General features: G+C 49.4%; 10 protein-coding genes and 2 pseudogenes. 1 reads left to right on the top strand and 11 read right to left on the bottom strand.

The window, feature by feature from the left end:
• Positions 1 to 51 precede the first annotated feature (51 nt).
• The 11 genes and pseudogenes from AC0TWI_RS11770 to AC0TWI_RS11720 all read right to left on the bottom strand — a co-directional run bounded on the left by AC0TWI_RS11770 (position 52) and on the right by AC0TWI_RS11720 (position 14076).
• Positions 52 to 1062, bottom strand: coding sequence for a PfkB family carbohydrate kinase (locus AC0TWI_RS11770; protein WP_488126530.1), 1011 nt, complete (start codon positions 1060 to 1062; stop codon positions 52 to 54).
• Complete coding sequence (locus AC0TWI_RS11765; protein WP_488126529.1) at positions 1059 to 1712, bottom strand: bifunctional 4-hydroxy-2-oxoglutarate aldolase/2-dehydro-3-deoxy-phosphogluconate aldolase; 654 nt, start codon at positions 1710 to 1712, stop codon at positions 1059 to 1061. The genes AC0TWI_RS11770 and AC0TWI_RS11765 overlap by 4 nt, the downstream gene beginning before the upstream one ends.
• 14 nt (positions 1713 to 1726) lie before the next feature.
• Positions 1727 to 3220, bottom strand: a complete 1494-nt coding sequence (locus AC0TWI_RS11760; RefSeq protein WP_488126528.1) for a UxaA family hydrolase — start codon at positions 3218 to 3220, stop codon at positions 1727 to 1729.
• Positions 3189 to 4688, bottom strand: coding sequence for a tagaturonate reductase (locus AC0TWI_RS11755; protein WP_488126527.1), 1500 nt, complete (start codon positions 4686 to 4688; stop codon positions 3189 to 3191). The genes AC0TWI_RS11760 and AC0TWI_RS11755 overlap by 32 nt, the downstream gene beginning before the upstream one ends.
• 62 nt (positions 4689 to 4750) lie before the next feature.
• A complete protein-coding gene (locus tag AC0TWI_RS11750) occupies positions 4751 to 5749 on the bottom strand; it encodes a LacI family DNA-binding transcriptional regulator (protein ID WP_488126569.1) in 999 nt (332 codons plus the stop codon).
• Positions 5750 to 5810: 61 nt separating this feature from the next.
• Positions 5811 to 7235 (bottom strand): glucuronate isomerase, encoded by a 1425-nt coding sequence (gene uxaC / locus AC0TWI_RS11745; RefSeq protein ID WP_488126526.1) that lies wholly within the window; start codon positions 7233 to 7235, stop codon positions 5811 to 5813.
• Between the two features lie 150 nt (positions 7236 to 7385).
• Positions 7386 to 8435, bottom strand: a complete 1050-nt coding sequence (locus AC0TWI_RS11740) for a glycosyltransferase family 4 protein (protein ID WP_488126525.1) — start codon at positions 8433 to 8435, stop codon at positions 7386 to 7388.
• Between the two features lie 342 nt (positions 8436 to 8777).
• Positions 8778 to 9860, bottom strand: coding sequence for a polysaccharide pyruvyl transferase CsaB (gene csaB, locus AC0TWI_RS11735; RefSeq protein ID WP_488126524.1), 1083 nt, complete (start codon positions 9858 to 9860; stop codon positions 8778 to 8780).
• Positions 9857 to 11623, bottom strand: a pseudogene (locus AC0TWI_RS11730) (DUF5693 family protein); the annotation flags it as partial. The gene csaB and the pseudogene AC0TWI_RS11730, both read right to left, overlap by 4 nt.
• Before the next feature lie 165 nt (positions 11624 to 11788).
• A pseudogene (locus AC0TWI_RS11725) lies at positions 11789 to 13342 on the bottom strand (putative polysaccharide biosynthesis protein); the annotation flags it as partial.
• Positions 13339 to 14076: a WecB/TagA/CpsF family glycosyltransferase gene (locus AC0TWI_RS11720; RefSeq protein ID WP_488126523.1), complete on the bottom strand. Its 738-nt coding sequence runs from the start codon at positions 14074 to 14076 to the stop codon at positions 13339 to 13341. The gene AC0TWI_RS11720 and the pseudogene AC0TWI_RS11725, both read right to left, overlap by 4 nt.
• 333 nt (positions 14077 to 14409) lie before the next feature.
• On the opposite strand from AC0TWI_RS11720, the gene AC0TWI_RS11715 reads away from it, so the two are divergent.
• On the top strand, positions 14410 to 14784 hold the full coding sequence (locus AC0TWI_RS11715; RefSeq protein ID WP_488126522.1) for a hypothetical protein: 375 nt from the start codon (positions 14410 to 14412) through the stop codon (positions 14782 to 14784).
• Positions 14785 to 15032: the final 248 nt, after the last annotated feature.

The following is a 15032-nucleotide window of genomic DNA, read 5'->3' as shown; positions in this document are numbered from 1 at the left end:
CGAGTGGCCAAAAACCTTTTAAACTGCCAAGCTGCTATTTCTCAAATTACGTTAACGAACAATTTTTCCCGCTTCGCTTCCGGCAAACTGGCGAACTTCCTCCATCGAAAATGGACTGGCATCGCCAAACACTGTGTGCTTCAAGGCAGAGGCAGCGGTCGCAAAGTTGATGGTCTCCTGCGGATCCCAGTCCTCCAGGATGCCGGCGAGCACGCCTGCCGCAAACGCGTCGCCACCGCCTACCCGGTCGATGATCGGGTTCAGCCGGTGAATCTTCGATTGGTACAGTCTCCCGTTCGTGTATAAATTCCCTTGGAGTTCATTATCAGTAGCCGAGTGGATCGTACGGAATGTGGAGCTGATGAACCGGATGTTCGGGTAAAGCTCCGACAGTTGCCGGTAGTAATCCCAAAGGCGATCCGAAGCCGAATTTGACGTTGATTTCATAAAGCCCAATAGGTGGACGGCATCCAGCTCACCGCACGAACAGATATCGACATACGGCAGAAGCGGCAGGAAGGCGGCACGAGCTTCCTCAAGGCTCCACAGTTTGGAACGGTAGTTGAAGTCAAAGCTCGTTTTGACCCCGAGCTCCTTTGCTCTTTTAAGTGCCGCAAGAGAAAACTCTCTCATCTCCTCCGAAAGCGCAAGCGTGATGCCGGTCACATGGAACAGGTCTGCCCCTGTGAGAGCCAAATCCAAGTCGATTTCTTCGGCTGTTAGCTCCGTAAAGCTTGAATGCTTCCGGTCATATGTTACCTGGGCGCTCCGTTCGCCGGCACCGCTCTCAAGATAATAGGTGCCAAGACGCTCGCCGCCTTCAATGAGAAATTCAGTTCCAACGCCGTGAGAGCGCAGTTTTCTACTAGCTGCCGCACCGAGCGGATTGGCAGGAATCTTGCTGATCAGTTTGCTTTCAAAACCGAGATTGGCCAGTGACACAGCGACATTCGCCTCAGCACCGCCGTAATGGACAGCAAGGGAATCGGCCTGTGCGAGCAGTTCACCAGGCTTTGTCGAAAAACGGATGAGAATCTCGCCAAGCGTGACGACCTTTTTCATCGCGATCCCTCTCTTGCCGTCCGGACTGCCTCAACGTATTGAGCGGCATACTCGGTAATTTTGTCGAAGTCGCCGGTTTTGGCCGGGGCGAGCAGGTTTCCGCCGACACCAATGGCAACTGCGCCGTTTTGGATCCATTCAGCTGCATTTTCAAGCGAGACGCCGCCTGTTGGCATGATATTTGCCTGCGGGAGCGGGGCTTTGACTGCTTTAATAAAATCCGGTCCGAACGCGCTGCCTGGGAAGAGCTTGATAATATCGACGCCATATTCGAGAGCGGTTTTCATCTCCGTGATCGTCATACAGCCTGGCATGTAGGGCACACCGTACAGATTGCATATTTTTGCCGTCTCGGCGTCAAAACAAGGGCTGACGACGAACTCGGCACCTGCCATGATGGCGATTCTTGCCGTTGCCGCATCAAGCACCGTCCCCGCGCCGATTACGACTTGCTCGTCTCGTCCGTATCGATCCGCGAGTTCGCGGATGACCGCGTCCGCATCTTTTACGGTAAAGGTCACTTCAATGCCGATGAGGCCGCCTTTCACACATGCTTCAGAAATCTGGACGGCTTCTTCTTTTGAATCAGCGCGGACGACCGCAACCACACCGCATTCGGATAGTTTAGTAATCACATTTAGTTTTTTCATAGTTCCCTCCACTGCTACAGCGTTACGCCGCTTTTGAAAATCGAGATTTCACGGAAATCATTCTTTTCATTGTTCACGAACTCGCCGCTTGCGACATGAACCAAGTAATCGATGAAGTCCGCAAGCATCCGTTCGGCGGATACGCCATCATCCAAAAGCGTGCCTGCGTTAAAATCAATCCAATGCGGCTTCGTTTCGTAAATTGGTGTGTTCGTCGAGATTTTGACCGTCGGCACAAATGTTCCAAATGGTGTGCCGCGTCCTGTCGTGAACAAAACCATATGGCAGCCAGAGGCAGCGAGCGCGGTTGAGGCAACGAGGTCATTCCCTGGCGAACTGAGGAGGTTGAGCCCCTTCACCTTAAGGATTTCACCGTATCCAAGCACATCCTTTACGACAGACGTGCCAGCCTTTTGCGTGCAGCCGAGTGACTTGTCTTCAAGCGTCGTGATCCCGCCCGCCTTGTTTCCTGGCGAAGGATTTTCGTATACCGGCTGGTCGTGGCGGATGAAATATTCTTTGAAATCATTGACCAGATGGACAATTTTTTCAAAAACCTCTTCATTCTCGGCCCTTTCCATCAAAATCTTCTCTGCCCCGAACATTTCCGGCACTTCAGTAAGGACCGTCGTGCCGCCCTGGGCGATCAGATAATCAGAAAATCTGCCGAGTAGCGGATTGGCGGTAATGCCTGAGAAGCCATCGGAGCCGCCGCATTTCAGGCCGATTTTCAGTTCGGACAGCGGAATGTCTTCGCGCCGATCTTCTTTTGCTGCTTCAAAAATCTCCATGACGAGTTCAAAGCCCGCTTCGATTTCATCGGTCACTTCCTGCGAAACAAGGAATTTGATCCGGTTCTCATTAAATTCTCCAAGCGCCTGCCTGAATTCGGGCAGCTCGTTGTTTTCGCAGCCGAGTCCGAGGACGAGCACTCCGCCGGCATTCGGATGTTTGACCGCGTCGAGCAGGATTTTCTTTGTGTTTTCATGATCATCCCCGAGCTGCGAACAGCCGTAGCTGTGCTTCAGCACGAGAGCGTTGTCGAACGGACTGGTGTCGCCGACTTCTTTCTCAAAACGCTTGATGATCTTTTCAGCAATCCCGTTCACACAGCCGACGGTCGGCACGATCCACAGTTCATTGCGGATGCCCACATCACCGTTTTCGCGGCGGTAGCCTTTAAATGTTCTCGTTTCCGGAGCATAGGGATTTTCCGAGAAGCTTGGGCTGTATTCATACTCCTCAGTCCCCGATAGGTTTGTCTTCACGTTATGGCTGTGAACCCAGCGGCCGGGAGCGATATCCTCTGTCGCGTGGCCAATCGGATAGCCGTATTTGATGATGTTTTCTCCCTTGTTGATCGCTTTGATGGCAACCTTGTGGCCCCTTTTTACGTCCTCCTCAAGCAGGAGCGTTGCGCCCCCCTCTTCGATCGGCGTCCCTTTTTGCACATCCTGGAGGGCCAGAATGATGTTGTCATTTTGGTTGATTTGCAAGAAATTCTTCATGGACTGCGCCTCCTTGTGCAAGCAGCTCGTCAAGTGCCGCTTGGACTCCGTTCTGTTCAATTGAAGAAAGCTGGGCTGCGATCAACTCGGCAAGCCCCGGGATTTTGGACAAATCGCGGGCCCATAGTTCCTCATCAGCGAGGATGGACTCCACGAACCCCTCTAGCGTGACGGCACCGGAGTCAACCTTCTCCCACGCCGCCCCGAGCTTTTGGAGGACGAGCGGCTCATCCTGGAGCGGAATGTCCCTCCCGTTGTACTGCCCTTTGTAAAATTGCAGCAGGCAGCTGAGCGAAAAAACGATTCTTTCAGGCAATCTGCCTTCCGCGCTCTCGTAATCTAGCAAAATCGGCAAGTTCCGAGCGCAGAATTTTGAGATAGAGTTCAGTGAGATACTGAGCAGATAGTGCTTAATGAACGGATTCTGGAAACGGCTGATTACTTCTTCCGCATATGCGGACAGCTCCTCTTCGGATCCGTCGAGCATAGGGATGATCTCTTCTTTGATCATCTCTTTGATGAAAGGCCCGACCTTTTCGTGATTAATCGTTTCTTCCACCGTCTCAAGCCCGTAAAGGAAAGCGAGCGGTGTCATCGCAGTGTGAGCCCCGTTCAAAATATGCACCTTCCGCTTCCGGTATGGGTCGAGGTCATTGACGAAGAGCGTGTTTAATCCTGTGCCCTTGATCGGAAGCTCCTTTTCTAACGATTCAGGACCTTCGATCACCCAAAGATGGTACTGTTCGCCAACGACGAGCAGCTCATCTTCATAGCCAAGTTCGGCTGTCTTTTCCTCGGCCGTATCAACCGGGTATCCCGGAACAATCCGGTCAACGAGCGTTGAACAGAAAAGGTTCGCCTCAACGATCCATTCAGAGAACTTCTCACCGAGATACCAGTGATCCGCATACTGGAGAATGACGTCTCTCAGCTTTTCCCCGTTGTTCTCAATCAATTCGCATGGCAGGATGACACACCCCTTTTCCCTGTCTCCATCAAAAGCGGTGAAGCGATAGTAGAGAAAAGCTGCGAGTTTGCCGGTGAAATTTTTCTGCGGCCGGTCCTCCAGCCTTACTTCCGGGTCAAATGCGATGCCGGCTTCGGTCGTATTTGAAACGATGAATCTTAGCTCTTCTTCCCCGGCAAGGTCAATATAGCTATCATAGTCGCTGAATAGATTGATCCCTCTTGTAATTGAATCAACAACCATATGTTCATCGACCGGTTTTCCGTCTTTCATTCCTTGCAGGTAGAGCGTGAAAAGCCCATCCTGCTTGTTCAGCCTTTCAATTTTTTCCGAGCCCCTCGGCTGGACGACGACAACGCTGCCCGCAAAATCCGTTTTTCTGTTCAGGACATGCACTTGCCAGTCGACGAAAGCACGGAGAAAATTCCCCTCCCCGAATTGGAGGATTTTTTCCGGATAAGCGGCGGCTTCCGGAACGATCGACCTGCTCAATTTATCCATCCTTTTCCCTCCCCTATGCACACGTTAACAATATTATTCGAAGAAAAATCATCGCTGATTCTTCATTTAAGCTTCTTGACCGAGTCCCTGATGATAAGCTCTGTATCGGCAAAAATCTTTTCAGCATAAGGCTCACTGCCAGAAAGGAGATCCAGCATTCTTTTCGCCCCGTCAATGCTGATCTTTTCGACAGGCCGCTTAACAGTCGTCAATCGCGGTGTCGTATATTGTGAAAAGCCGATATCGTCGAACCCGATAATGGAGACTCCATCCGGCACTTTAATGCCGCGGGCGTATGCCGCATTCATCGCGCCGATAGCCATATCATCATTTGAGCAAAAAACAGCGGTCGGCGGTTTTTCCAACGAAAGCAATTCATCCATTGCCCGGAATCCGCTTTCCAAATCATAATTGCCGCTTACGGCATATGCCTTTTCAATTGGAGCACCGTTCTCGATCATCGCCTCCATATAGCCTTCTTTCCTCATCTGTGTGGAGCGGAACCCCGGCTTTCCTTCGATGATGGCAATCCTTTGGTGGCCGCACGCAATCAAGTGCTCCACTGCCTGGCGTGATCCTTCCCTGTCATTGGACACGATGTTCAAGATCCCTTCCGCCTCGACTTCCTGGTTGAGTACGATAAGCGGAATGTTCTTCTGAATGATGTCATAAATCACTCTGTTGTCTTTGTTGCTCTGGCTCATTAAAAGGATGCCATCGAACCGCTGCGAATTGATTTGCGACAAATCATTGAAATCGTCGGTTCCTCTGACGAGCAGGTTGTATTCCTGGCCGATGACACTGTTCACCCCTCGGATCGTGTCCACCAAAAAACTTGAGGACGTACCGCTGCTGATGCTTGTAAAAAACAGGCCGATCGTATACGACTTTTGCATAACGAGGCTTTTTGCACTGAAGTTCGGCGTATAGTTCAATTGTTCAGCAATCTCTAGGATCCTCTTTTTCGTCGGCTCCTTGATCAGCGGGCTGTTGTTCAGTGCTCTTGATACGGTTGTATGGGATACGTTCGCGAGTTTGGCAATGTCCTTGATTGTGACCATCTTGTTTGACCTTCCTTTTGCTGTTGTTGCATCCATTATAACAGTCCTGTCTTCGGCTTCCCTACTTTGCGGTAACCGTCTTTTCCTCGAAAGCAAAGTAGTTCTTTGCGTTCTCATATGAAATCTTCTTTACGAGTTCGCCGAGCAGCTCCATATCGTCCGGCGCTTCCCCTTTTTCGACCCAGTTGCCGACAAAGCTGCAAAGAATCCGGCGGAAGTATTCATGTCTCGTATAGGAAAGAAAGCTTCTCGAGTCGGTCAGCATGCCGATGAACTGGCTGAACACTCCCATGTTTGCGAGCGTCTTCATTTGATCAATCATGCCGTCCTTCGTATCATTGAACCACCATGCCGTACCGAATTGGATTTTCCCCGGTGTTTTTCCGTCCTGGAAAGAGTTGATAATGCTCGCAATGATCGGATTGTCGTTCGGGTTCAGCGAATAGAGAATAGTTCTTGGCAATTTGTCTTCCTTGTCGAGTGCATCGAGGAGCGAGACGAGCGGCCTTGCGATCGCTTCATCATTGATCGAGTCGTACCCAGTATCCGGTCCCAGCCTGTTGAACATCCTCGTATTGTTATTCCGGTTCGCATGGATATGGAACTGCATTACCCAGCCTTTCTCGGCGTACCTTTTTCCAAGATGGAGGAGGGTATAGGTTTTGAACTTCCTTTCTTCCTCGGCTGAAAGTGTTCCGCCTTCACGCCTTTTTGCAAAGATGCCTTCGACTTCTTCGAAACTTGTTTCCTCATAGAACATCCTATCAAGCGCATGGTCGGAAATTCTGCCGCCGGCCGAATGGAAAAAGTCGATTCGGGCATCGAGTGCTGCCAAGTATTCTCTGTAAGAGGTAATATACATCCCAACAGCCTCTTCCAGCTTTGAGAGCCATTCATGGAACTCATCCCGGCCAATTTCCAATCCCTTATCCGGCCTGAATCCCGGCACGACGCTTACCGGAAAGTCCTCTTCCTCTTCAAGCAGAAGGTGATATTCCAGACTGTCGACTGGATCGTCCGTCGTGCATACGACCTTCACATTCGACTTTACTATCAAGTCGCGTGCACCAAAATCCCCTTCAGAGAGCTGTTTATTTACTTTCTCCCAAATGCCAGGAGCCGACTTTTCGTTCAGAATGTCATAAACTCCGAAAAAGCGCTGGAGCTCAAGATGGGACCAGTTATAGACCGGATTCCCGACTGAAAGCGGTACCGTTTTTGCCCATGCGAGGAATTTATCATAGTCCTCCGCATCACCTGTGACATATTGTTCAGAAATGCCGTTTGCCCGCATGACCCGCCATTTGTAATGGTCTCCATACAGCCAGGCTTCGGTTATATTTTTGAATCGCTTGTTTTCGTAAATCTCTTTCGGGCTTAAGTGGCAATGATAATCAATGATCGGCATGTCTTTCGCGTACTGATGGTAAAGCGAAACCGCCGTATCGTTTTCCAGCAAAAAGTCCTCACCCATAAATGATGCCATCTGCTTTTCCCTCCCAGAATGTTAACGTTAACATTTTTCACTTTCATTCTACCCGCTCCTTTTCGAGAAAGCAACCTATTCTTTATTTTCTATAAACTCTTCAGGATAAAAAAGATCCCTGCAGCTATTGCAACTGCAGGGATCCTTGGACTATCCTCGATTTCGTGCTCGAATATAATTGAGAATAGGCTTGTAATTTTTATTGACGAGACCGACCGCTTCTACAAGAATTTCTATCGCAATCAGCAGGACAGCGATAATGAGGAGCGAGCCCCAGACCGTTGACACTGAAAAGATGACAGCTGCAAGTCCGAACAGCGCAGCGATCCCGTAGATCGCGAGCACCGCCTGACGATGAGAGAAGCCGATATTGAGCAGGCAGTGATGCAGATGTGATTTATCTGCAACAGATATTGGCTGCTTGTTCACGAGTCTCCGGATGATGGCGAAGAATGTATCGGAAATCGGAACGCCCAAAATGATAACTGGAATGATCAGCGAGATGAACGTCAAGTTCTTATAACCGAGCAATGAAAGAACAGCAATCGCATATCCTAAGAACAACGCGCCGGTATCCCCCATGAAAATTTTTGCGGGGTGGAAATTATATAGTAAAAAGCCGAGCGTACTGGCGAGCAGAACGCCGCCGACAAGGGCTACAAACATTTCCCCGCGCATGAGCGCCATGCCGCTGATCGTGATCAGGGCGATGGAGGAAACACCTGCAGCAAGCCCGTCAAGGCCGTCGATCAGGTTAATGGCATTTGTGATAGCAAAAATCCAAATGATCGTCAGCGGAATAGCGAATACGCCGAAATGGATCTCGCCGCCGAATGGCAGGTTGATGAAATCGATCTGTACGCCGCCCCAAATGACAACTGTCAAAGCTGCAGCGAGCTGGCCAAGTGCCTTCACTTTTGCCGACAGTTCAAGCATATCGTCCAAAACGCCGGTTATAATAATGATTGTGCTTCCGATCAGGAATGCGTTCGTAATTTTTTCATTTTCGACCGGCAGCAAAAGCACCCCGATGACAAAGCTTATAAATATTGCTAAACCGCCCATTCGCGGCATGATTTTCTGATGTACTTTTCGTTTGTTCGGTTTGTCAGTAGCTCCAATGGCAAATGCCAGCTTTTTCACAACGGGCGTAAGTAAAATTGACCCGATAAAGCAAAAAAGCATAATCCAATACTGCATAGTAAGCCTCCTTAAAAAGTATCTTGCCCTTTTTGCATAAAAACAAAATAGGAAGATTCTGTACACAGGCACTCATCCGTTTATTTCAACAAAAGTCTACCCGGATTATATCATATATTAATAGTTTAGAATACAGGAATTGCCGTAAACTTTCTTTTCCCTCTCTTGCTAACCTCAAACGTTGTCATAAAAAGGACAAAGTTGGGAGGTATTTAACGAGAGTCAATAGGTTCATATGGCAAGCATCCATTTTCCTCTGGTACGCGCATCACTGTGTTTAGGTCCCGCCGCAAAGAAAAGCGGGTTCCATCTTATCCAGATGAAAACCCGCTCTCTGCTTGCTTATTTGTATTCTCTGATCGTTCTAATTGCTTCGCGTGCCGTTTCGCCCGCTTTTTTCTGGAGCGGGCTGATTCTTTCGCGGAGGGAAATTTTTCTTTCCTCCAGGTTGCTGAAGAGACGGTCCACTTCCTCGGCGAGGGAGTCGCCTGTCCAATCACTTTCGGATACATGGCCAACTACCGGCTGGCCTGCAATGTCAGCAAATGCATCGATTTTCGGATCGTACGAAATAGCCGCAAATGGAACATTTGTAATCGCAGCGAAGATGAGGGCATGGAGCCTCATACCGACGAGGACGTCTGTTTTGCCGATAATGGCGATCTTCTCTTCAATCGTTGCTGAATAAGGAGCGATCAGGCTCTTCTCCTTCATCATGCCGGAGATTTCATGCGATGCACGGTCATCATGCTTCCCATGCATTGGCAGGAAGATCACCGTGATGCCAGAAGCTGCACAACGGTCAAGAGCCTCAGCGATCCGCTCTTTATACCCGCTCTCTGCCGGCCAATCACGGACGGAAACAGCTAAAGTTTTTCCGCTTATGTCTTGTTCTGCAAACCAATCGCTCGTAAAGTGCTCTGGCGAGAGCCCGGCAACCGGATCGGGAACGACCTCGATGCTTCGGCTGATGCCGACTTTTTCGAGCAGGGTCTTCGATGCCACGTCGCGGACGGTCAGGCCGTCGACCGACTGGAGAACATGCTTAACGAGCCGCTGGCTGAATTTTTTATTGAAAGGGCCCATCCCCTGCGCGTAGACGAAGACAGGTTTTCCCAGCCACTTCGCCAGCTTGATGACGGCGGAATAGTACGGAATCGTCTTCATGCCTGTCTCATCCTGCAAAAGACTGCCGCCGCCGCTGATCAGTCCGTCAGCGGCCGAAACCGCATCACGGACCTCTCGCATTTTCCAGCGGTTAACCGCCTCAACCCCGTAAGCGTTCTTCGTTGCCTGGGGCTGATTCGACAAAACAGTGATTTCGATGTCAGGCTCCTGCGCGCGCAGCTCCTGGATAATCGAAAACAAAATCGCTTCGTCCCCGACATTATCAAAACCGTAATATCCGGATAGCACTACTTTCATTTAATCCACCTCGCCTTGGCAACTTCATATCCTCGAAGTGCCAGCTTGTAGACGTAGATGAAAATGACACCGACCAACAAGCCGATGATCAGTCCGAATACACTTCGGAGTGCGGATACGTAAAGCGGGATATGAAGATGCGTGAAAGTATTCACCATCGACAAGTACCCGATGACACTTGGAACGAGCAGGAAGAGCGCTGCTTTTTTATACCTCATGCTGACGTAGAGCGCGAGCACATAGAATGGGAATCCGATCAGGAATTCCTTCGTCCGCGGCCGTACGTACATCATATTTTCCAGTGTTTGCCTGATCGTCAACTCAATCGAGCTGACCGACCCTTCATTGCCCGTCCGGCTGATGTAATACAGTCCGGCGGCGGCAACTACGAACAGGATGGCGAGATGCCAGTACTTGATTTCTTGCTTCAAAACCGTGCGGATCGCGCCCCACAAAGCATAAACGAGCATAAAGGCGATCGGCACGCTGTACAGCAGTTTAACCCCTCTGAACGCATCAGCCTTCACAAGGAATTGAGTCCCGTTCAACAGGACAACGACAATCCAGATGCCTAGGAAAGCGATCAGGGCAGCAAATGCGTATTCGCGCAAAATATCAACCTTGCTGCGGACTTCCCGCTTCGGCACGACGGCATAGACCGGCGCGGCAATCGCAATCGCGAGCGCAACCGCTTTTAAGAGCAGCCCCATGCCCGTGACAATATACAACAGGGATGCCGCACCCATTCCGGCAATGGCAATCCACATGATAAGGCGGTTTCTTGTAACGGCAAGTGCCGCCAGTCCGGCAAACGCAACGGCCGCAAGCAGGCCGAACGCCTTTTGCCAAAGAGGAATCTCCACTTTCTCAAACGGTACCGAGATGCCGTCATGGAATAGTCCAGGCATTTTTGCTTGTGCATCTTCCAGGAAGTTGACTGTCTGTTCGAGCACAAGATCCGGGTCCTCCACTTTTTTCAGCGGCATTTTTGTGAAAATCGCTTTGATATTCCGCTCTTTCACTGCGCGGACAACTTTATCAACATTTTCTCGATGCGGTTTATCACCGAGGTCAATGCTATGGAGCCTGATCACATCGGAATCCATCAGATAGGAGACGGTATTCATCCCTTTCTGGTCGGCGAACTCAATCGAGAACGCCTCGTAGCCTGCATTATGCAGCTGCTGCGTCCATTTGGTCATATTCGGACGGTCGGAATTGCCGAGTACCGATTCTCCGCTATAGAGAATTCGATGGATCTTATCATCTTTCCAGCGCAGCAATTCATCGACCATCCGCTGATTGTCTTTCTCAAGTTTCTGATCGGCAACCCGCAGCACGACTTCAAGGCCGGCAGCTTCAATGTCTTTCATCACTTCCGGGTTGAAGGTAATGGGCATTTCCTGGATTCTACCCGAATTCCCAGGAATGAAGTAGAACGGCTTCTCACCCAGGATCACCCGCTCCGGCCGGTCAAATGTTTCGATGATTCTTTCCTTGAAATACGGATCGTTTTCCGCGTATACATAAACACCCTCTTTATTGGAAGCACCTTCTTGCATATCCATCAAAAGAAGAGCATTTCTCATTTCCTTCGTCGTTAAAACATTGATTGTCCCTTTGTTCACAAGTTTTGCGAGCGTCTCTGGCTCCAAACTGACAGACTGCAAGCCTGCCTCTTTCAGCGTCCCGAGAAGCTCCTCCCTATCCATTTCCGGCTTCTCATTCAGCAGATCTTGTATGTCATTGTAAGGGATTATAAATTCATACGTATTGTTTCTCCACTCCGCTTTCGAGCGCTCGATAATCGAGGGAATCGTCAGCAGGAGCGAGACGGCCAACACGATCGCTAACCATTTTTTCACATTACCCTTCCTCTCTTTTACCTTCATATTCATCGGTTTCTGGGGTCGGACAGCTTTTTCTTTGTTAAAGTATTTCCCGATAACGGGGAATGAAGCGAGCATACTTTGGTCAAGCCCCTTCATAGCTAAAACGAGAAGGGCGTAAATCGCGCCCCCGATAATGATAGCGGCTCCTGTGTACAGTACAGCCATCGACCTGCTCCAGCTTTCGACCGGGAGAAATAGGGTCGGAATGCCGATGACGGCACCCATGACGAGCGAGGAGAAGGCAAATACAAAAGTTTGGCGGTTGAAAATTGAAAAACGTATTGTTCTGTAGATGAAAAACGTATTGGCGGCAAACAGTAAAATATAGATAATCGTTGTCGCCCATGCCGCTCCCTCAAGCTCAAATCGTCCGATAAGGACAATATTCAGTACAAGCTTTATGGCGACACCTGCGATAATTATCCATGCAGCAAGCTTGGCTTTGTCCATTCCCTGCAAGACACCTGTTCCAAGCACAGTCAGCGACGTAAAGAGCGAACTGAAGGAGATGATGGCGAGCACCATGCTTCCTTTCAAGTCAGTGAATAGACCAAGGTTCACCGGCAGAGTCAGGGCAATCAGACCGAAAGCAGCCGGCCAGGAAACGAAGTGCGTCAAGCTATGTGCATTGACGACAGCACTTCTTGCCTTCTCATGCTCTCCCCTTGTTAAAGCTCCTGTAATAAGCGGAATAAGCGGGAGAATGATCGACGTTGACACGACTGTGGCGATTTGTACGAGTGTCAGACCGCGTCCGTAGATACCCGATAATACGTCGATTTCAGCATTTGAATACCCATGCGTCTTCAGGCTGTTCGGAATCGTCAGCGAATCAACGAGGTTGAGCAGGGCCATCGTAATGGCGCCGACACAGATCGGCAGGGAAATTTTCAAAATGGTTGCGGACGTTTTCTTGAACTTGGCAAACGTAAAGGCGTCAGCAGCCTTTGGCCGTACAGGCGACTTGACGAACAAGCGCCGCAAGTAAAGAAGCGAGACAAGTGCCCCGATCGAAGAACCTGCCATCACTCCGCCTGCTACGACCTCAACCGATCTTCCCTGCTTGACGAGCACGTAGGCAACGCCAAGAATGAGTGCCACGCGAATAAATTGCTCGAGCACCTGAGAAATTGCGGTCGGCCGCATATCCTCAAATCCTTGATAAAATCCGCGGTATACCGCCATATACGGCGCAATGAATAAGGTTGTCGAAACGATAATCAATGCAAGTTCCCGGCTTGGGCCGCCGAGCATCTCCGCAATCGGAGCGGAAAAGGCGTAAATAACTGAAAAGCTGACAACGCCGAAAAGAAGACCGAGAATCCCGGCGGTAACGAATATATCCCGGATCGACGACTTGTCATTTTTCGCCCGGGCCTCTGATATCAGCTTCGAGATGGCAACCGGAATGCCGGCAACCGACAGCGTGAGCGCCACCATATACACCGGGTAGGTAAAACTGAAAATACCGAGCACCGCATCTCCGGCAATATTTTGCAACGGAATGCGGAAAATGCTTCCGAGTATTTTTGATACGAGCGTGGCAATCGTCAATATCAATGTGCTTTTTACGAATGTTTGATTGCTCATTTCTTCCCTCTTGCTTTCTGGCCTAAAATGATCAGAGCAAACTTCGGAAGGACGAGCATCCGCCGGAAGCGCGAAGGTTGCTTAAGGAGGCGGTACAGCCACTCCAGATTCGCCTTCTGCCAAAACTCCGGAGCCCTTTCCACCGTTCCGGCAAAGACATCGAAGCTGCCGCCGACCCCCATGAAAATCCCTCTATCGAACCGGCCGATATTCTCAGCAATCCAGTTTTCCTGCCGCGGCAGGCCGAGTGCGACAAAGACGAGGTCAGGCTTTAATTCAGCAATCTCGTCTGCAATCCCGTTGTTATCCCAATCAAAGAAACCGTGATGTGACCCGGCTACCGTCAGCCCGGGGTATGTTGCTTTGATATTGGTGACTGCTTTGTCGAGAACGTCTTCAGCAGCCCCGAGCATGTAGATGCTCAGGTGGTGCTCGTCCGCCAATTCAAGCAGGTTGGTCATCGTATCAAAACCGGCAACTCTTTCCGGGAGCGGATTTCCGAGCAGTCCTGCCGCCTTTACGACACCGATTCCGTCTGCAGTAATGTAGTGGGCACGACGGATGACATCCATATAAGCGGAATCCTCTTTCGCCCGCATGACAATCTCCGGATTCGCCGTAACGATGAACGTTTTTTCTTTGTTTTCAATACGCTTATGTAACAATCCAATCAATTCCTCACGCGTCGTCTTTGAAAACGGCACGCCAAGAATTGGAACAGTCGTTAATTCCATGATAATTCTCCTTATTTGCAGCCGTCGGCATAATAGCACAACATGCTGTACAACTCGTGTTTTTTAAACAAATATCTTTTCATACTATAACACAGAAATGCAAACGGAAAATACTGTCGAGGGAACATTTTCATGAATATGGAAGATCCAATCCTGTCCATGCCAAACAAACTTTCCAATTCTAAAAATGCCAAAAGCCTTTGCCAATCTGCCTGCATAGAAAATGACAAGATTTTGAAACTTTGCCTGGCAACTTTCGTATAAAGTAAACAGCGGGTGGAATCATGCACTAAGAAGATGAACCGCTCAAAGTGAAAGGGGGTGGAGGATAGGATGTCGAAGAAGTTTTTTATCGTTGTTGCCATGTTAATTATTGCGGTAGCAGCCATTTTACTGGCCGCGAAACATCCGACCGGCCCGAATACGGTTTCGTATGAGGAACCTGTTGGTCTGCTCTTGTCGATCGGAATGATCATTCTGCATTTTTTACCGCCTCTTATTTTGTCTTTATTCAACAATTTAGCTGTGAAGGTCATCTCCGCCATTTATCAATCCTTTATCGCATTCATATTTCTAGTGATTATCCCCGTTGGTCTACTGGCCAACAACCCAGGGGTGAGCATCATCTGTGCGATTGGAGCCTTGGTCACCATTTTCAGCATCGTCTTGACGTTAAAAACAGCAGCAAAAAGAGAACTGAGCGTTTGATTTTCTCGGCTTGGGCAGGAAAAGGAGGCTGGGACAAAACCCATCTCTGATACGAAAAAAGCCGGCGAAATTTTACGATGAGTAAAATTTCGCCGGCTTTCATTATTTTTCATAAAAGATAAGGACCACTTCTGATAAAATTAAGTTACCACACCAAATCATATCGGAAAGAAGGGTCCTTATGTTTAAAAATTATAACATGAATCAATTGGTTTTGCCTTTAGATTTAGAAGTGAAACTACAAAATA

It is taken from the genome of Lederbergia sp. B243.17, from assembly GCF_057657925.1.
This window is presented reverse-complemented; position numbering and strand designations above follow the sequence as displayed.

Bases quoted from the DNA above. Each gene is read 5' to 3' on its own strand.
- uxaC (WP_488126526.1), bottom strand. From the start codon at position 7,235: ATGGCATCATTTATGGGTGAGGACTTTTTGCTGGAAAACGATACGGCG.
- AC0TWI_RS11770 (WP_488126530.1), bottom strand. From the start codon at position 1,062: ATGAAAAAGGTCGTCACGCTTGGCGAGATTCTCATCCGTTTTTCGACA.
- AC0TWI_RS11755 (WP_488126527.1), bottom strand. From the start codon at position 4,688: ATGGATAAATTGAGCAGGTCGATCGTTCCGGAAGCCGCCGCTTATCCG.
- AC0TWI_RS11760 (WP_488126528.1), bottom strand. From the start codon at position 3,220: ATGAAGAATTTCTTGCAAATCAACCAAAATGACAACATCATTCTGGCC.
- csaB (WP_488126524.1), bottom strand. From the start codon at position 9,860: ATGAAAGTAGTGCTATCCGGATATTACGGTTTTGATAATGTCGGGGAC.
- AC0TWI_RS11715 (WP_488126522.1), top strand. From the start codon at position 14,410: ATGTCGAAGAAGTTTTTTATCGTTGTTGCCATGTTAATTATTGCGGTA.
- AC0TWI_RS11765 (WP_488126529.1), bottom strand. From the start codon at position 1,712: ATGAAAAAACTAAATGTGATTACTAAACTATCCGAATGCGGTGTGGTT.
- AC0TWI_RS11740 (WP_488126525.1), bottom strand. From the start codon at position 8,435: ATGCAGTATTGGATTATGCTTTTTTGCTTTATCGGGTCAATTTTACTT.
- AC0TWI_RS11720 (WP_488126523.1), bottom strand. From the start codon at position 14,076: ATGGAATTAACGACTGTTCCAATTCTTGGCGTGCCGTTTTCAAAGACG.
- AC0TWI_RS11750 (WP_488126569.1), bottom strand. From the start codon at position 5,749: ATGGTCACAATCAAGGACATTGCCAAACTCGCGAACGTATCCCATACA.